This is a genomic window from Chitinophaga arvensicola, assembly GCF_900110835.1.
GTDB lineage: Bacteria > Bacteroidota > Bacteroidia > Chitinophagales > Chitinophagaceae > Chitinophaga > Chitinophaga arvensicola.
Genome location: NZ_FOJG01000002.1, coordinates 291,964 through 310,553 on the forward strand (window position 1 = coordinate 291,964; position 18,590 = coordinate 310,553).

Annotated in this window: 13 protein-coding genes; 6 read left to right on the plus strand and 7 right to left on the minus strand. The window is 45.7% G+C overall.

Going from position 1 to position 18,590, the window contains the following annotated elements; all coding sequences use genetic code 11:
- Positions 1–13 precede the first annotated feature (13 nt).
- The 4 genes from ppk1 to panC form a co-directional block, all read right to left on the minus strand.
- On the minus strand, positions 14–2,161 hold the full coding sequence (gene ppk1, locus BMW79_RS18485; RefSeq protein ID WP_089897138.1) for a polyphosphate kinase 1: 2,148 nt from the start codon (positions 2,159–2,161) through the stop codon (positions 14–16).
- Positions 2,162–2,319: 158 nt separating this feature from the next.
- The gene (locus BMW79_RS18490; RefSeq protein ID WP_089897139.1) at positions 2,320–3,342 is read right to left on the minus strand and encodes a lysylphosphatidylglycerol synthase transmembrane domain-containing protein; all 1,023 of its coding nucleotides are present in this window, start codon (positions 3,340–3,342) and stop codon (positions 2,320–2,322) included.
- A gap of 44 nt (positions 3,343–3,386) precedes the next feature.
- Positions 3,387–3,731 carry an aspartate 1-decarboxylase gene (panD, locus tag BMW79_RS18495; protein ID WP_089897140.1) on the minus strand — a complete coding sequence of 115 codons (345 nt, stop codon included), beginning with the start codon at positions 3,729–3,731 and terminating at the stop codon, positions 3,387–3,389.
- Between the two features lie 119 nt (positions 3,732–3,850).
- Positions 3,851–4,714 (minus strand): pantoate--beta-alanine ligase, encoded by an 864-nt coding sequence (panC, locus tag BMW79_RS18500; RefSeq protein WP_089897141.1) that lies wholly within the window; start codon positions 4,712–4,714, stop codon positions 3,851–3,853.
- Positions 4,715–4,824: 110 nt separating this feature from the next.
- On the opposite strand from panC, the gene BMW79_RS18505 reads away from it, so the two are divergent.
- The 6 genes from BMW79_RS18505 (at position 4,825) to BMW79_RS18530 (ending at position 15,395) form a co-directional block, all read left to right on the plus strand.
- Complete coding sequence (locus BMW79_RS18505; RefSeq protein WP_089897142.1) at positions 4,825–5,643, plus strand: glycogen/starch synthase; 819 nt, start codon at positions 4,825–4,827, stop codon at positions 5,641–5,643.
- Positions 5,644–5,696: 53 nt separating this feature from the next.
- Positions 5,697–7,064, plus strand: a complete 1,368-nt coding sequence (locus BMW79_RS18510; RefSeq protein ID WP_089897143.1) for a DUF4270 family protein — start codon at positions 5,697–5,699, stop codon at positions 7,062–7,064.
- Positions 7,065–7,085: 21 nt separating this feature from the next.
- A complete protein-coding gene (gene metK, locus BMW79_RS18515) occupies positions 7,086–8,342 on the plus strand; it encodes a methionine adenosyltransferase (protein WP_089897144.1) in 1,257 nt (418 codons plus the stop codon).
- A gap of 75 nt (positions 8,343–8,417) precedes the next feature.
- Positions 8,418–9,485 (plus strand): polysaccharide deacetylase family protein, encoded by a 1,068-nt coding sequence (locus BMW79_RS18520; protein WP_089897145.1) that lies wholly within the window; start codon positions 8,418–8,420, stop codon positions 9,483–9,485.
- Positions 9,486–9,762: 277 nt separating this feature from the next.
- A complete protein-coding gene (locus BMW79_RS18525; RefSeq protein WP_143059214.1) occupies positions 9,763–14,208 on the plus strand; it encodes a PKD domain-containing protein in 4,446 nt (1,481 codons plus the stop codon).
- 62 nt (positions 14,209–14,270) lie between these two features.
- Entirely contained in the window at positions 14,271–15,395 is a 1,125-nt protein-coding gene (locus tag BMW79_RS18530) for a glycosyltransferase family 4 protein (protein ID WP_089897147.1), read from the plus strand.
- Between the two features lie 43 nt (positions 15,396–15,438).
- On the opposite strand, the gene BMW79_RS18535 is transcribed toward BMW79_RS18530, so the two are convergent.
- The 3 genes from BMW79_RS18535 to BMW79_RS18545 all read right to left on the minus strand — a co-directional run bounded on the left by BMW79_RS18535 (position 15,439) and on the right by BMW79_RS18545 (position 18,543).
- Entirely contained in the window at positions 15,439–16,170 is a 732-nt protein-coding gene (locus BMW79_RS18535; protein WP_177192243.1) for a carboxylesterase family protein, read from the minus strand.
- A 134-nt stretch (positions 16,171–16,304) separates the two neighbouring features.
- Complete coding sequence (locus BMW79_RS18540) at positions 16,305–17,057, minus strand: TolC family protein (RefSeq protein ID WP_089897149.1); 753 nt, start codon at positions 17,055–17,057, stop codon at positions 16,305–16,307.
- 10 nt (positions 17,058–17,067) lie between these two features.
- Positions 17,068–18,543: an O-antigen ligase family protein gene (locus BMW79_RS18545; protein ID WP_089897150.1), complete on the minus strand. Its 1,476-nt coding sequence runs from the start codon at positions 18,541–18,543 to the stop codon at positions 17,068–17,070.
- Between the last annotated feature and the right edge of the window lie 47 nt (positions 18,544–18,590).

Here is an 18,590-nt window from a genome sequence, read left to right on the forward strand (position 1 = left end):
AAACATTTTAAAGTTAATGGTATTGTTTTTCGTGCAGGTATTTATAGATCTCAATCTGAGTGCGTACTTTTTTATCCCCGTCTTTCCGGTACTGATTGGTTTGTTCATTATCCAGCACACGGGCTTTTACGTTGCCGCTCAGTTGGATATTCATAATATCGATCAGTTCTTGTCGTATAGCCGGATCCGTTATAGGTGCTGCGGCTTCCACCCGGTGATCCAGGTTACGTATCATCCAGTCGCAGGAAGCGATGTATACTTTTTCCTGTCCGCCGTGATGGAAAATAAACACGCGGGCATGTTCCAGGTATTCATCCACAATGCTGACTGCCGTGATATTTTTCTTCCATTTTTTATTCTCCGTATAGGCGCAACAGATACCCCTGATCACCATCTTTACGTCTACACCGGCTTTGGCAGCTTCGTACAGTTTGGCGATAAGAACCGCATCAGACAGCGAGTTCATTTTAACGGTAATGGCGGCTTTCTTTTTGTGTTTGGCATTCTTTATTTCGCGGTCCATTAACCGGAGGAAAGTATCGCGCATGTTCAGTGGACTAACCGGCAACGTTTTACAGCCTTCCAGTATTTTGATATCATGCCGGGGAGTTTCCAGGTAGGAAAAGATCCGGTTCATATCTGCAATGATCGCACGGTTGGTGGTGAGCAGGCAGTGATCGCCGTATACACGGGCCGTTCTTTCATTCAGGTTACCGGTGCTGATAAAGCCGCACTGCAGGGTTTTGGTGCCAATCCTTTTTTTGATCACGCATAATTTGGCGTGGATCTTCATATTCGGAATACCCAGTAATACTTTTACGCCTTCTTCTTCCAGCCTTGATTTCCAGTCGAGATTGGCTGCTTCATCAAAGCGGGCGCGTAGTTCCAGCACCACAGTTACCTGTTTGCCGTTGCGTACCGCATTTACGAGTGCGTTCACGATCTTGGAATTACGGGCAAGCCTGTACGCTGTTATTTTGATGGAAGATACATTAGGATCAATGGCTGCTTCCCTTAACAGGTCGATTATAGTATCGAAGGAATGATAAGGGAAATGCAGCATTACATCCTGTTGCTGGATCACATGCATCACACTGGGGGCATTGAGAAACAGTGGATGGGTAAAGGTTTTACGGTGCAAATGCGGAGGAAAAATCGATTCGGGGAAATCCATAAAGTCTTTGAAATTATGGATCCGGGCGCCGGGAATGAGGTTGTCTTTTCCGGAAAGGCCTTGTCTGCGCATAAGATACTCCAGCAGCAGCGGATCGATATCCTTGTCATATACAAACCTTACCGGCTTGCCTTTGCGCCGGTCTTTCAGTCCTTTCTCAATCTGGTGAATAAGACTGTCAGAAATATCATTATCGATATCGAGTTCCGCATCACGGGTCACTTTGATGATGTGCGCGGAGAATTTATCGTATCCGAAGTAAGAAAATATATTGGGTAAACAGAAGCGTACCAGGTCTTCCAACAGAATGATATCATGTTCTCCCGGTTTGGAAGGAAGGATGATAAAGCGCGGAAGTACGGTGGTAGGTATTTCTATGAGTGCAAATTTTTGTCGTACGGAATTATCCTGCCGGGCTAGTACAATGGCCAGGTAAATAGATTTATCACGGAGGATGGGGAACTGTTGTATGCTTTCAATCATCAGTGGGATGATGTTGGTGCGTACCTGTTCGTTGAAGTAATTCAGTACAAATTTCTGTTGTTCCTTATTCAGTTGTTTTTCTGTCCTGAGAAAAATATGCTGGGCCTCCATTTCGGTGGCAATGTCTTTCCATACCAGGTCAAACTCGCGCTGTTGCTCAATTACACGGGTCTGAATTTCATCGAGTATCTTATCCGGATTTTCTTCGAGGTGCATTTTGCCGGCTTTCCCGAAAGACATCATCCGTTTGAGGGTGGCTACACGGACCCTGAAAAATTCATCGAGGTTATTGGAGAAGATGCCTAAAAAGCGGATACGTTCGTGGAGGGGAACGGTTTTATCGGAAGCTTCCTGTAGCACCCTGGCGTTGAAGGACAGCCAGCTGATATCTCTGGCGATCATTTTTTTCTTCTCTGGGAGGGGCTTCTTCCTGGTTGTTTTCTTTGGAATTATTGCTTCGGGTACTGTCATAATATCAAGGTTCTCACCATTCGGCAAACGCATACAAACTTATTTACATTCAAAAAATTCACATCATCTAAACTACGATGATACAGCTTTCGCTTTAATTGGAGTATTAAATTAAAGTTAAAGAAAATGGGGGAGAAGTGAGCGGGGAAAATTGTTTTACACCGGGGGAGCCGGTGTAAAACAAGGTTATATTAACGCGTAGCCGGGAGGGCTTCGGTTTTCTTTTTATTGTAAATGGGTAATGCGATCAGGCTGATAAAGCCAAGCAGGATCACAAGTACGGTTTGTGCTACCCAGATGATCCAGCCGAAGGCAAATCCGATGGCCAGCGGAATACCGTACAGTTGCAGCGATTTCTGCACCAGGGGCTGATAAGCGCCGATACCACCGGGGGTAACGATCATGCCTACACTGCCGATCATGAGTACGGCCAATGCGGCGCTGATACCCAGGTGACTGGTTTCTGTAAGACAGAAAAAGCCGATGTAAACCTGCGACAGGTAGCAGGACCAGATCAGCACGGTGTGCACGAGGAACCAGCCTTTCTTTTCCATTTTACCGATGGAAAGAATGCCTTCCATAATACCTCTGGCGAGATTTTTAATAGTGATGGCTACTTTGGATCTGGCAAATTTTTTCAGGAGCCAGCCCAGGATCAGCAGCACAACAGCAAGGATGGCAATACCAATGAGCAACTGCATTCCATTGGCATGGGCTACTTTATTGGATATAGGAACGAAGATCGATTCGTTGACGTAAGTGCCCAGCACATCCAGTTGGGTAAGGACTGTGAGGGCCATGAGCAGGAGGAGGCAAACCATATCTACCGCGCGTTCTGCAATCATGGTACCTACGAGTTTATCGGCGGGTACTTTTTCGTATTGCGCCAGGATGCCGCAGCGGGTTACTTCTCCCAACCGGGGTACTGCCAGGTTGGCCAGGTAGCCGACCATTACCGCAAAAAAAGTATTCAGGGTAGTGGGTTGGTGGCCCAGTGGTTTCATGAGCAGTTTCCACCGGATAGCCCTGAACCAGTGACTGGCAATACCAATAGTCATAGTAGGTATCAGCAGCCAGTAGTTGGCTTTGCGGAACGCATCGTTGATCTGCGTCCACTGTTCCGTGGTGATATCTTTAGTGAAAAGCCATATCAACAGCACTCCTATGCCAAAAAAGCAAATAAACTTAATGACGTTCTTAAGCATTTTGGGCATGATCCAAAGTTGTTTTTAGGGCGTTTATAAATCAGTATACGGGCTTACAGTTTATTCCCTTCTTTCGGGAAAATGGCAACAGGTGTATATTTTTTTGCTTCTTCAAAATCCATGGTAGCATAGGAGATAATGATCACTACATCACCTGGGGCAACAAGACGGGCAGCGGGGCCATTCATACAGATTACACCGGAGGCACGTTTCCCTTTGATCACGTAGGTTTCCAGGCGTTCTCCGTTATTTACGTTCAATACCTGCACTTTTTCGTACTCAATTAAACCAGCGGCGTCCATCAGGTCTTCATCAATCGTAATACTTCCAACGTATTGCAGATTGGCTTCCGTTACAACCGCGCGGTGAATCTTACACTTTAAAATTTCGATTTGCATAATTTATACTGGCTTAGCGCTATAAAAAGAGCGTTTGCAAAGCTAGGGAAAAAATATGGAAGATCGAACAAGGGATGCAGCAGTAATGCAGTATGCGTTGCATCCCTTGTCCGCCGGGCTTACAGGCTTCCCTGGAGGATCATATTATCGATGAGACGGACACCGTCCAGCCATGCGGCAACAGCCGCAACAACGGTGGTATTTCCGGGCGGCTGATCGAGGTGGAGGAGGGTATCATTATCTACCTGGAGAATGTCTACGTATTCGGGTTCAAAGCCCTGTTTTTTGAGGGCGTCGAATGCCTCATGGGCGCCTTCCATAAAATGAAGGCCTTTGCCAAAATTGTTTTTGATATGCAGGAGGGCCTGGTAAATGGCCACGGCTTTTTTCCTGGCGGCGGGAGAGAGCCTGGCATTGCGGCTGCTCATGGCAAGACCGTCGCTTTCTCTTTCGGTTGGGCAAACGACCAGCTTTACCGGAGAATGGGTCACAAAAAGCAGCCGGCGGATGATAAGGCATTGCTGCAGATCTTTTTGTCCCATAAAAAGCTGGTCAGGTTGCACAATATCCAGTAACTTGTGTACAATACGACCCACGCCCTGAAAATGCCCGGGGCGAAATTTACCTTCAAGGATGGTTTCCAGGTCGCCAAAGTCGTAATGCAGGTCACTTTCCAATCCTTCCGGGTACATTTCCTCTACGGATGGTAAAAAGAGTATATCTGTTGACGCATTATTTAATTTTTTTATATCCTCTTCAATAGTGATGGGATATTTTTCAAAATCTTTTGGATCATTAAACTGAGTTGGATTGACAAAGATGCTGCAAACGACCACGTCATTTTCCTGCCTGGCCGCCTGAATAAGTGACAGGTGCCCGGCATGGAGGGCTCCCATAGTGGGCACAAAACCAATGCTTTTGTTGCTTTTTCTTACCAGGTCCAGGTGCTTCTTCAGGTCCGTGCTGCGCTTAAATAGATACATAAATCATTGCTTAAAAGGATGTTAAAACTGACAGATTGGCCAATATTCCGTAAAAAATCCGTAATTTTGCAAGCCAAATTAAAAATTACTGCATTAATAATCAGCGTTAAATGTCCACAAAGAAAAGAATTCTTTTTATTGCCCAAGAGATGTCGCCGTACCTGGAATTGAGTGATTACGCGGCAATGGTCAATAAAATGGCAATTAAGTCCAATGAGGCTGGCCTGGAAGTGAGAGTGATCATGCCTAGATTTGGAATTATTAATGAGAGAAGACACCGTTTGCACGAGGTCGTAAGATTGTCGGGAATCAACATTGTGATCGACGGGGATGATTATCCGTTGATTATCAAGGTAGCTTCTCTTCCTAACGCCCGGCTGCAGGTTTACTTCCTGGATAATGAAGATTATTTTAAGCGTAAAACTGTATTTGCCGACGAAAATGAAGAGTTTTTCGACGACAATGCAGCTAGAGCTGTCTTCTTTTGTAAAGGAGCCCTGGAAACGGTCAAGAAGTTCGGATGGCCTCCCGACATTATCCATTGTAGTGGCTGGATGACCTCTCTGATACCCATGTATCTGAAAACGGCCTATAAAAAGGAGCCGGTTTTTGCCAATTCAAAGATTATTTACTCCCTGACTCCCAATACGTTCAAAGAAAAGTTAGGCACTACCTTTGTTAAGAAGGCCACGATCAGCAACCAGATCAAAGAAAAGGATATGGAGCTGTTCAAGGAAGGTACCAACACTGCATTGAACCGGGGAGCTGCAAAATACGCGGACGCGGTTGTACTGGCCGGTGATAAACTGGAAAAGAAAGTGGTGGATGAAGTAAAAGCAGAAAAAGGTAAGATCATTTTGCCTTTTAAGAAAGAAAACGACGATCTTGGTGATTACCTCCAATTGTATAACCAATTGCTGGGTAAGTAGCTATTAAAAGCATGTTCGGGCAGTTAAACCAATACTCACTAACAACATAACGCGTGAAGATCAATTTCAGGAACCTTAGCTTCTTAGCTACCTATATTACTCTACTGTACGGAGCAACCGGCTGTAACAAATCCACTATCCTGGGAAGTGGCCTGATCCCTCCGGGAGATTTTGTAAATGCCCAGGATACAGTCATCAACGGTATTATTGCCAATAATATCCTCCGGTATGATTCCTCTATTTTAAACGGCCGTAATGCCTACAATAAAATACTGGGATCTATTACGACCGACCCTGTTTTTGGGAGAACTCACGCATTCGTATACACGCAGGTATCTATACCCAAAAGCGCCTTTACCTTTGACGGGGTAGGGCAAACACTCGATTCTGTGGTATTGTCGCTCAGTTACAGTGGCTATACCGGAGATTCTTCCGCACCGCAAACCTTCAGGGTATACCGGATGGCGGAAACCAATTTTAATATCGATTCCAATTACGCTTATAACAAAACACTGGCACATACGCCGGAAGTACTGGGTACGGTAACGGTTACACCATTATCGCTCCGTGATTCTGTGAGTGTATATGGCACCAAGGAAACTGCCCAGCTGCGTATCCGTCTGAGTAATGCTTTTGGCCAGGAACTCCTCAACCAGAAGTCGGATGGTGCATTTGCTACAGATTCGGCTTTCCGTGCGTATCTGAAAGGATTTGCGATTGTACCGGATACCAATCTTGGTACCAACAGGAACATGATTTATCTGAACCTGGCAAATTCCAATACGAAACTGACAGTGTTCTACAAGAACTCTACAGACGATTCACTGCGTGCTACGATGGCGTTTGATCAGTATGCAAGTGCGCATGCCAATTACTTTACCCGTAATTATAACGGCTCTCAGGCCTCCCGGTTTATCAATACCAATAACCCGGCGGGAGACAGTATCCTGTTCCTGAATGCCGCGCCTGGCCTGTATACCAAGCTTACTATTCCAGGATTGGAAAACTTCCCAAATGTGCTGATCAATAAAGCGGAACTGGTGATTACACAAATAACCTCCGGTGCAAGTGATATGAATAATATTTTTATTGAACCAGGAAGCTTATCTTTACGGCAATATGCAAATACGGCCAACGATTCCACCAAGTTGCCGGCAGACTATTACGTAACAGGAGGAGGAGCTTCTTATTTCGGGGCCAGCCGTCAGGTAATTACCAATTTTGGAGGAGTACAGATTGTTCAGTACACCTTTAACCTTGCCAATACCATGCAGCGCTTTATCAAAAAGCTGGATGTTAATAATGGTTTCAAACTGGAAGGTTATTCTCCTCTTTACATGGATGTAAATCGTGTGAAAGTCGGCGGAAGCAACCTGTCGCAGTACAATGTTAAACTAAGAATTATTTACACTAAACCATAAAACTACTAATCCCAGTTTTTTATGCCTTATTTATTTACGTCCGAATCCGTTTCAGAAGGACATCCCGATAAAGTAGCTGATCAGATCTCTGACGCTTTGATCGATAACTTTCTGGCTTATGATGCATCATCCAAAGTCGCTTGCGAAACACTCGTAACAACCGGCCAGGTAGTTTTGGCAGGTGAAGTGAAATCAGAAGCTTACCTCGACGTACAGGACATTGCCAGAGAAGTAATCCGCAAGATTGGTTATACCAAGAGCGAGTACATGTTCGAAGCAAATTCCTGTGGTATTCTGTCTGCGATCCATGAACAATCTCCGGATATCAACCAGGGTGTTGATCGTAAATCTCCGGAAGAGCAGGGAGCAGGTGATCAGGGTATGATGTTTGGTTACGCGACCCGCGAAACTGAAAACTACATGCCACTGGCACTGGATCTGGCGCATAAACTGCTGCTGGAACTGGCTGTACTCCGTCGTGAAAATAAAGAAATCAAGTACCTGCGTCCGGATGCAAAATCCCAGGTAACTATTGAATATTCCGATGATAACAAGCCAGTGAGAATCGATTCTATCGTGATCTCTACCCAGCATGATGATTTCGATCAGGATGAAGCAATGCTGGCAAAGATCAAGGAAGATATGATCAATATCCTGATCCCACGCGTAAAAGCACAGTTGAAGCCTGAGCTGCAAAAACTGTTCGAAGGTTTTGATATCAATCACCACATCAACCCAACCGGTAAATTTGTAATCGGTGGTCCTCACGGTGATACCGGGTTAACCGGCCGTAAGATCATCGTAGATACCTACGGTGGTAAAGGTGCACACGGTGGTGGTGCTTTCTCCGGAAAAGATCCTTCCAAAGTAGACCGCTCTGCAGCCTACGCTACCCGTCACATTGCGAAAAACCTGGTAGCTGCCGGTGTTTGCGACGAAGTACTGGTACAGGTATCTTATGCAATCGGTGTGGCAAAACCATGTGGTATCTATGTAAATACCAATGGTACTTCCAAAGTGAAACTGAATGATGGCGAAATTGCAAAGAAAATTGAAGAAATCTTTGACCTGCGTCCTTATGCGATCGAGCAAAGATTAAAACTGCGCAATCCTATCTACAGTGAAACAGCTGCTTATGGTCACATGGGCCGCGAACCTAAAGTTGTTACCAAGGTATTCAACAAAGGAAAGAAACATGAGAAGAGCGTAGAAGTGGAACTGTTTACCTGGGAGAAACTGGATTACGTTGATAAAGTAAAAGCCGCTTTCCAATTATAGGATCAGCAGCGAATAAATATTGAAAAGCTCCGGAATATTTTCCGGGGCTTTTTATTTTAACGCCCTTCTGCTATCTTGCCCTTCATTTCAGATGCCCTTGATCCCATGCACTATTCCAAGAAAGTATTTTATAATACCATACGTCTGGCGCCGGTTGCCCTTTTGAAAGGGATAGACCCTAACCAACTTTTACTGCCTTATCAGCACCTGGTGAGCGATGTGCCAGTTCCACATATTAAGCATTTGTATCCCTTCAAAGGCACCAAGGCCTTTGAGAAGGACCTGGATTACCTGTTGAAGCATTTTAAGCCGGTTACCCTGCCGGAAGTGATAGCAGCGGTGAAGGAGCGCAGACCTTTGCCGAAATATAGTTTCCTGCTGACTTTTGATGACGGGTTGCAGGAAGTTGCCACGCATATTGCGCCAATGCTGCTGCGGAAAGGTGTACCAGCGGCCTTCTTTATCAACAAGAACTTCCTGGACAACCAGGAGTTGTTTTATAAATTTAAAGTCAGCCTGATTATAGAGGCGCTCACCACCCGTAACTGGTCGCCTGCCACACTGGCGGCTGCCGGGCAACTATTGGGTGATACGGGAGGTACTGCTGCGGACATCATCTCCCGGGTAAAAAAAATCACGTACGTAAACAGACAACTGGCAGATCCCATCGGGGAAGTTTTTGAACTGTCGTTCGGCGAATACCTGCAAAGGGAAAGGCCTTTTATGGACAGCGGAAGTGTACAGCGACTGGTAGACCAGGGATTTGGTATTGGTGGGCACAGCATTGATCATCCTTATTATGCAGAACTGACACTGGCCGAACAAATCCGGCAGACTGTCGAATCCGTTGACTTTGTAACCAGTAAATTTCAACTACCTTATAAAGCTTTTGCCTTTCCTCATACAGATGCACCGGTGAGCAGCACCTTTTTTGAGCAACTGCTGGAAGGGGAGCAACCGGCACTGGACATCATTTTTGGTACAGCCAACCATCTCGGGGATATTCATCCGGCTATTCTGCAGCGTTTCAATTGTGAGAGGCCTCAATTGTCTATCGAGACAGCGGTGAAAGGAATCCTGGTTTATGACATCATAAAAAAACGGCTGTTGAACAGCGTGATCAGCCGTAGTAAAGCGATTTAGCTGTTTTAACACTTATATTACATCAAATAAATAAATATTATATTATTATAGAAAATAATATTATATTTATATCGTATTTGTTTCTTCCCCAGTAAGACAAGGATTTATGTATTATTTTTTATAATGAATTAATAAATTAATTATATTTGTATTTAATTCAGAATTAACCCTTGGTATCGTCAGAACGCTTATTTTTGCAATTGTTTAGAAAAAAGACACAAGTCAGGAAAGAACGGAGTAGTAGGCAGGAAAATCTTCCAAATTAAATCAGACCTTAGTGAAAAACCGACTACTTATCAATGGATTAGCATTATTTGTATTAATGCTAACCTGGAGCAGTGCCATATATGCCCAGGGCGACCAAACAGCCATATCAGTCAAATTAAGTGCGAGCGAAAGCAATGGTGCATGGTTGCACCTGCCGGATGATTACAATTCGACTTCAGACAGATACCCTTTACTGGTGTTTCTTCACGGCGTTGGAGAGAAGGGGACAGGCAGTGATATTAACAAAGTGCTTGCCTGGGGGGTGCCCAAAATGATCAGCCAGGGCGCCAAGATGCAGTTTACCGTAAACGGGAAGCTGTTTAAATTTATTACGGTATCCCCGCAGATTCCTGGTGGATTTTGCAGTGCAGACCAAATGGAGAATATTCTGGCAGATATCCAGGCGAGATACCGGGTTGATGCTAACCGTATTTATATTACCGGTTTGAGTGCCGGTGGATACGGTACCTGGAATTACGTAGCCCGTGATGTAAAGTATTCCAACAAAATAGCGGCAATTGTACCTGTTTCCGCTGCACCGATAGATAAACCGGTAGAACCTGGCCTTTGTAACATCGCTACCAGCAAGGTGGCGGTGTGGGACATCTGTGGCAGTGCGGATGCCTTTTTTCAATATGTGGAACCGTACATTAATCAGATCAATAATACCTGTAATGCGCCCATTAAGGCTATTTCCACTACCGTAGCCGGCGCTGGTCATAATGGTGATACCTGGGACCGTGCCTATGATGTAACCAACAAATATTATACACCGAATATCTACGAGTGGATGCTGCAGTACAGTAAGGATGGTGCAGTAAATCCGCCTGTGAATACGCCACCCACTGTAAAACTCGCCAGCACCAGTATTGCACTGACGTTACCGTCTAACACCACCACGCTTGACGGTTCCGCTTCCAGCGCAGCCAGTGGCAATACGATCAAGACTTATCAATGGAAAGCTATTTCAGGTCCTGCAGCCACCATCAATGGCGCTACACTGGCAAAAGCCACGCTGCAAAATCTTGTGGCGGGAACCTATGTGTATGAACTCGCCGTAACAGACAACAATAATATGACTGCTACTGCACGTGTAACCGTTACCGTTGCGGCAGCTCCTGCTGCAGGCGGCTGTGCAGGATGCAAATTCACGATCTCTCCGGGAACGGATGGCGGCGCTTACATAGATGGCGGCGCCATGGGGTTTAAACCTGGTGATACGGTGTGTGTGAAAGCAGGCAATTACACCTACATGCAGTTTTATAATTTCTCCGGAGCCGCAGGTAAACCTGTTGTTTTTATCAACTGTGGCGGAGTGGTGCAGGTAGGCAGTGGCGGTAGCTACGGGATTGTTTTCAACAATGCAAAATATTTCAAGATAACCGGTTCAGGCAGCAGCGATCAGTATGGTTTTAAAATAGATGGTGGCGCCGCCTATCTGAATGCTGGTCTTGGTATCGGTGTAGGCTGTACCGACTATGAAGGTGAAAAGATTGAGGTAACACATACAGATGTGGGAATCCTCGCGAAAATCAATCCTACCTGTGATCCTACTACCCAATACCCGAATTTCTCTATACGGAACGTTTCGTTTCACGACCTGTATATTCATAATACCCGTGGAGAAGGAATGTACATCGGAAACACCGCATCTGCCGGAGAAGTAATTACAGGTTGCCCCGCAGGAAACATCAACGTAATTCCTCCCCGGATCTACAATCTTAAAATATACAATGTTATCACCGATGGTACCGGTTGGGATGGTATCCAGGTGGCGTCTGCCCCGCAGAATGTAGAGATTTACAACAACCGCGTATCGAATTTCGGCGTACAGAATCTTAACAGCCAGCAGGCGGGTATTATTTTGGGAGGCGCTTCCAACGGGAGTGTACATCACAATGTCATTATTAAAGGTACTGGTAATGGTATAGAAGTATTTGGCCAGGGCCTTTGTAAAGTATATAATAACGTAGTGGTAAACACCGGACAGGATGGCACCGCAGAGGGCCAGGATGCTATCTTCGCGGATGACCGCCCTACACCAGCTGAGTATGTGCCACTGTATGTATATATGGTGAATAATACAGTAGTGGGTTCAGGCAGGGATGGTATCCGGCTATTGAGTACCTATGGTACGCTGGCAAAAGGAAATATTATCGCCAATAACTTCGTAGTGGCTTCCGGTCCACGTGGAAGTGCCTCCGGTATTTCTGTAATGCCGGGTGTAGACTGGTCCAATCAGACCAATATCAGTGCAACCACGGTTGCTGCCGCCTTATTTAAAGATCCGGCCAATAATGATTACCATCTGCAGGCTACGTCTCCTGCAGTGGATAAAGGTACAGATCTGACCAGCATTGGTATCACCACAGACCTGGACGGTAATCCCAGACCTTATAATAAAATCTTTGATGCAGGTGCATATGAGTATAGCGGTAATGCGCCGGTGAACAAACCACCGGTAGCCAATGCCGGCTCCAATATCACCATCGCTCTGCCAACTAATACAGTGCAGTTGGATGGCTCTGCTTCCAGTGATCCTGACGGGAGTATCGCCGCTTATAAATGGACGAAAGTATCCGGTCCGGATGGCGCGGTGATTGTGAGTGACGCTGCTGCTAAAACCGCTGTCAATAACCTGGTACAGGGTGTATATGTATTTGAACTGACGGTGACTGATAATATCGGTGCCTCCGCTACTTCCCGTGTAACCGTAACCGTTAATGCTGCTCCGCCGGCGAATAAACCTCCGGTGGCAAATGCAGGTAGCAATGTAACCATTACCTTACCAACGAACACAGTGTCGCTGGATGGTTCTGCTTCATCAGACCCTGATGGCTCTGTTACGGCTTTTCAGTGGACACAGGTTTCAGGCCCGTCTACTGCGGTACTGTCGACACCCGCTGCGGCTAAAACAAACGCCACCCAGCTGGTAGCAGGCACTTATATTTTTGAATTGAAGGTCACCGATAATTCCGACGCCACCGCTACGGCGCGTGTAACCATCACTGTTAATGCGGCTCCGGTAAACCAGCTTCCGGTAGCGAATGCAGGCAGCAATGTAACCATTACCTTACCTGCTAACACTGTACAGCTGGATGGTTCTGCATCTTCAGATCCGGATGGCTCCATTACCGCCTTTAAATGGACACAGGTGTCTGGTCCGGCTAACGCGACGCTGTCGGCCGCCACTTCGGCTAAAACCACTGCCAGTCAGCTGGTAGCAGGTACATATATTTTTGAATTACAGGTAACGGATAATTCCAATGCGACTGCAACGGCGCGTGTAACCGTAACTGTTAATTCGGCTGTTCCTGCCAACAAGCCGCCTATCGCTGATGCAGGCGCCAATATCACCATCACGTTGCCGGTAAGCACCGCTCAACTGAACGGTTCCGGCTCTACAGATCCGGATGGAACTATAACGGCTTATCAGTGGTCGCAGGTATCTGGTCCCGGTAATGCTGTCATTTCTACGCCTACTGCTGTCAGAGCAAATATCAGTCAGCTGGTAGCAGGCACCTATATTTTTGAATTACAGGTAACGGATAACTCGAATGCGACTTCCAAAGCACGTGTAACCGTAACCGTTAATCAGGCCATTCCATCCAATCAACCACCTGTTGCCAATGCAGGTGCCAATATCACGATTACGCTGCCGGTAAGCACGGCTCAACTGAATGGATCTGGCTCTACAGATCCGGATGGAACAATTGCGGCATATCAGTGGTCGCAGGTGTCCGGACCCAATAATGCTGTAATCTCTACGCCTGCTGCTGTCAGAACCAATATCAGTCAGCTGGTGGCAGGTACGTATATTTTTCAACTGCAGGTGGCCGACAACCTTGGCGCAACGGCTACAGCACGTGTAACCGTTACCGTTAATAATGCCAGTCCTTCCAATCAATCACCGGTAGCTATTGCCGGAAATGATCAGAAGGTGGTGCTTTCTGATGAACTGGTATTACTGAATGGTTCGGCATCCTATGATCCGGACGGCACTATTGTCGCCTACAGGTGGGAACTGATCAGCGGATCTTCCAGCGCCACTATTACCAACGCAACGAATGCCAGGGCATTTGCCCATTTTACCGAAGGGGGAGTATATGTATTCCGCTTAACGGTAACAGATAATGACAACGCTATTTCACAATCGCAGGTAACGCTGACGGTGATGAATGGTGATAATCATGATACGGATATCCGCGTATATCCCAATCCGGCTACCCAGGTGTTGCGGCTAACAGCCAGCGCTGCCTTTAACGAAGGGTTGCCGTTAAACCTCTTTATCTATCATGTATCCGGCCGCATTGCAAAAAATATCTACATCGGCAATCCGCGCGACTGGACCAGAACCATCGATATACACGATTTACCGGTGGGCATGTATCTGTTGAAAATTACAGACAGCAGGCAACTGAATGTGATCAGAAAATTTATAAAGGTTGATTTCTAAATGATTTGCAAATTGTTGAGTACCTTGCGGTATTGTTATCATTTATAAATCCCTGAGACTACATGAGAATTGGTATTGAAGCGCAAAGACTATTCAGACCTAAAAAACATGGAGTAGAAATTGTTGCCCTGGAATTAATCAAACATCTGCAGCAGACGGATAAGGAGAATGAATATTTCGTTTTTGTGAAAGAGGACGTGGATGATACGTGTATTCTGCCAACTGAAAATTTCCAGATCATTAAACTGCCATCTGCTTCATATCCTTTATGGGAACAATGGCTGCTGCCACGTGCCCTGAAACAATATAAACTGGATGTACTGCATTGTACGGCCAATACGGCGCCTTTATTTCCCGGTGTACGTACGGTGATCACCCTGCACGATGTTATTTTTATGGAGTCCGTTAACTTTAAGGGAACGGCTTATCAGAATTTTGGAAATCTCTACAGGAGGGCAATAGTACCGAGAGTGGCGAAGCGCAATGAGCTGGTAACGGTATCAGATTATGAAAGATACAATATTGCCAACGCGCTTAACACTTCTACGGAAAGGATCCAGGTTGTTCATAATGGGGTAAGCCCGGTTTTTGCACCGGTTACAGACACGGCAGCCCTGGCTGTTATCCGGGAGAAATACTCACTGCCTGATCATTTTATATTATTCTTTGCTAATCCGGCGCCCAAGAAAAATACGCCTAATGCACTGGCGGCATTTGCATGGTATTGCCGTCAGCATCCGGAATCAACGGTGAAACTGGTGATCACCGATTCCAGCAAAACCTATATCCGGCAGAAGATCAGTGAGCTGAAGATAGAGGATATCCTGCCACGGCTGCAGATCATGGATTACATTGCGTATACAGATCTCCCTTATGTTTATACACTGGCTACTTTGTATCTGTATCCTTCTTTGCGGGAGAGTTTTGGGTTGCCGTTGCTGGAGGCACAGTCCTGCGGTACACCGGTGATCACTTCCAATGTTTCCTGTATGCCTGAAATAGCTGGAGATGCGGCTATTTTTGCAGATCCGCTGGATCCGGAAGGCATAGGCCGGGCCATTGCAGGCGCATTGCACGACCCGGCACAAACCGCCGGATTATACGAGAAGGGTATCAGCAATGCAAGGAGATATTCCTGGACGGCAGCTGCGAAAAAAATGCGAACGATTTACGAAACGGCTTTATAAAAAAAAGATCAGCATGTATGCTGATCTTTTTTTTATAGTATAATTAAGCTTTTTTCTTCGTTGGCTTTGCTGGTAGCTGATATTGCAGCATCCACTGATAAATATTCATTCCATTCTCCTTAAAATGCGGATCATAGAATTCCTTCCAGCAGCAATGACGCTGCCCGTGGTTGGACAGCTTTGTGAGGCCGGGTTGGTATTTATTGGTGCTGTCTATATAGCGTTGCGAATTCTCGAGAAAATGCAACTCATTAGAACCGGCAAAGTACCAGCAATGCAGACCGGCATCTGCTACCATCTTGAAATGCAGCAGATTGGCTTCGTCAATGCTGGCGGGCGACATGGGGACCGCAGCCGCAAAACGTTTCGTCAGTTTTGCATTGTCGGTGATCGCCATCACAGTAGCCCATCCACCGGCGCTATAACCGGTAATATAGATACGTGTGGTATCTATCCGGTAACGGGAAATGACATCATTCAGCACCTCATTGACTGCAGCCGGAGCCAGGCCCCAGCTGGGAGCCTGTGGCGCCACAAAAATGAATTTGTAGGTCTGGTGATCTACGGGATTAACAGCGTCTATTTTAGCGCCTTTGTCCAGCCAGTATGGAATTCCTTCTAATGTCAGTTTCTCAAGATCATTACCTGATTTACTTTTGCCATGAAGAAAAATAATCAGGGGATATCTCTTGTTCGAGGTACCGTAATCGTCTGGCAATTGCAGTAATGCTCCGTTTTTCTGCCAGGGAGATAGCTTTACTTCTACCTTTTGCATATTCCGTTGCGCCGTAGCCGTTATGCACAAAATGCAGAGGCCTAGCAGGAATGAAATTTTTCGTGTACACATAAGCGTTAAGATCACAATTATTTGCGGGTAACAACAACGGACCGTAACTCAAAATGATCGCCTTAGTTACCCGCAGCTGCCATTGCTAACGCTTCTTCAAGTTTTACGCCAATTAATTCTTCCACATCCAGTTTTGCCTGAATTAATTCAGTTTCCAATGTAATTTTTTTCACCAGTTCCGCATTATACCTTTTGGAGTTGATACTGTACTCATCGTAAGTAATGGAACCTGTGGAAAATTTCTGCTCCGCCTGGGTAAACGCTGCGTAGTCATCTTCCGTAATTTCATTCTGCAGGGTCAGTAATTCTTTCTTCAGCAGGTAGGTCTGGTATTTGGATAACACCACTGCTCTTACCTGTCTGCTCAATAATTCCTGTTGCTGTGTGGCAATTTCTACATTTCTTCTTGCAATTTTCACATCGCTGGAATGACCTATCAGGCTACCTAAAGGAATATTAATTCCCACGTTCCATAGTGGGTAGTAAAGGTTCTGCAGTGTAGTGTTTGAGCTTTTGTAAGTCTTTAGTGATATTTCATTCAGATTCACACCGAGTGTGATGTAATTTAACCAACTGCCACCCGCTTTATTCAATTCATATAAAGTTTTATCTCTTTCCAGTTTGGCCGTTTTTATTTGCGGGTTATTCTTTGCCAGTTCTACCAGTTTTTCCTGGATTTTTGTTTGTGCACTCGTAGGTGCAGCAGAGGAAGCCTGCTGTGGGGTTGGCTTACCCGTGGTTTTAACCTGTGCGGTGGAAGTGGCAGCCATAAATGTTAATAACAGGCTGCAGCTTACAATTGATGTACGTTTCATATACACTTGTTTAGATATTTTCTGGTTGTTCTAAAGTTTTTAAATTGACGATTACGGCATACAGGCCATAAAAGAAGTAGGCGCCCGGCAATTGTCCGATCGCTACCTGAGCATAGTGTGCAAATACATATACAAAGATGGCTGTAATCGATGCGGCATACATGTTTCTGAATTCCTGGCTTTTACACTGATAATATCCCCGGATGCCTGTTTGCAACACAATGAAATACATGATACAGGTAAGCGCCAGTCCTGTCCAGCCGGTTTCTATAGCGGCTTTCAGGTAACCGCTATCTGGTGGAAAACCCGCCAGCGGATGTGTCGGATTATATTCATTTCCCTGTGCTCCGCTGGTATTCACTCCACCACCGATGGGATGTTTCCAGATGTAAGGCTGGATAAAAGCCCGGTTTACATCACGGACATTCAGTGATTCATCTTCCGAAAACTCAAACGCGGTACGTATACGGTTTACTGTGCTGATACTATGGAAAGGCCCAAATATCAATACGCAGAAGATCATACTGAAGATTACCGTGAACAGCAACGTTTTCTTATTGGTAATGGTCAGTATGACGAATAAAAACACCCCTGCCGGAATGACCACATAGGCAGTACGGGTACCGGAATAGGTCATACCCAGCGCCATGATAAGCGCTGCCAGCAGCAACCAGTTACGCTGTGCCACGGTACGGTTGCCCATACAAAGCACAATAGCGAATACCATGGAGCTGGCCATCAGGATACCAAACGCAGTAGGATCGGAGAGAAAGGAAAACTTGCGGATCGTTCCTCCCTGGAAATATAATCCATAACGGATCGGATCGGACACTACCCATTCGTCTTCAAAACCCAGCAGGCCATGCCATTGCTGAAAGCACGCATACGCGCCGCATATAACAGCCATGACGATCCATATTTTAAAGAATCGCTTGATGATCGCTACATTTTTAAAAAGGTACAGTGCAGTAAGGTAGATGAGAAAGAGACTGATGGCTTTCCGGAATACCTGTGCCCAGCCTGGTACTGAAAACATGGAAGGATTAAACAACTGCACAAAAGTGAAAACCAGATACAACACATAAATCCAGGTAATCGGGTTTCTTGTGTACTTAAAGTATCTTTCCTTGTGTACCGTTTTACGGATATAGATTCCCAGGAAAGTAGTGGCAGTGAGTAGATCCACGGCAATCCCCACCGGCAATATATCATGTACCATCCTGTTGATGTAGAATACAAAAACGGATAATATCATACACAGATAGAATCCGAGTTCTGTATGCAGCAGGCTAACTATAACAGCGGTGGCGCCCACCATGCCAGCGGCGAGTACAATACCCAGGATGAAATTTATTTTGATCAGTATGGCGAATCCGACGGCTATACAGGCCATCAGCAGATAACCCAGGGGATTCATGCGTCCTCCCAGTGCCTTACTGCTCAATTCCAGCAGTACATTTTTTTTATTTGGATAATAGTTACTCACTTTCAGGATGATTGTTTATCAGAAAAACATAATCTTAACGAACATGA

What these genes read in the sequence shown, in the direction of transcription:
- BMW79_RS18535 (WP_177192243.1), bottom strand. Translation starts at nt 16,170, where the DNA reads ATGCAAAAGGTAGAAGTAAAGCTATCTCCCTGGCAGAAAAACGGAGCA.
- BMW79_RS18505 (WP_089897142.1), top strand. Translation starts at nt 4,825, where the DNA reads ATGTCCACAAAGAAAAGAATTCTTTTTATTGCCCAAGAGATGTCGCCG.
- BMW79_RS18490 (WP_089897139.1), bottom strand. Translation starts at nt 3,342, where the DNA reads ATGCCCAAAATGCTTAAGAACGTCATTAAGTTTATTTGCTTTTTTGGC.
- metK (WP_089897144.1), top strand. Translation starts at nt 7,086, where the DNA reads ATGCCTTATTTATTTACGTCCGAATCCGTTTCAGAAGGACATCCCGAT.
- BMW79_RS18530 (WP_089897147.1), top strand. Translation starts at nt 14,271, where the DNA reads ATGAGAATTGGTATTGAAGCGCAAAGACTATTCAGACCTAAAAAACAT.
- panD (WP_089897140.1), bottom strand. Translation starts at nt 3,731, where the DNA reads ATGCAAATCGAAATTTTAAAGTGTAAGATTCACCGCGCGGTTGTAACG.
- ppk1 (WP_089897138.1), bottom strand. Translation starts at nt 2,161, where the DNA reads ATGCGTTTGCCGAATGGTGAGAACCTTGATATTATGACAGTACCCGAA.
- BMW79_RS18540 (WP_089897149.1), bottom strand. Translation starts at nt 17,057, where the DNA reads ATGAAACGTACATCAATTGTAAGCTGCAGCCTGTTATTAACATTTATG.
- panC (WP_089897141.1), bottom strand. Translation starts at nt 4,714, where the DNA reads ATGTATCTATTTAAGCGCAGCACGGACCTGAAGAAGCACCTGGACCTG.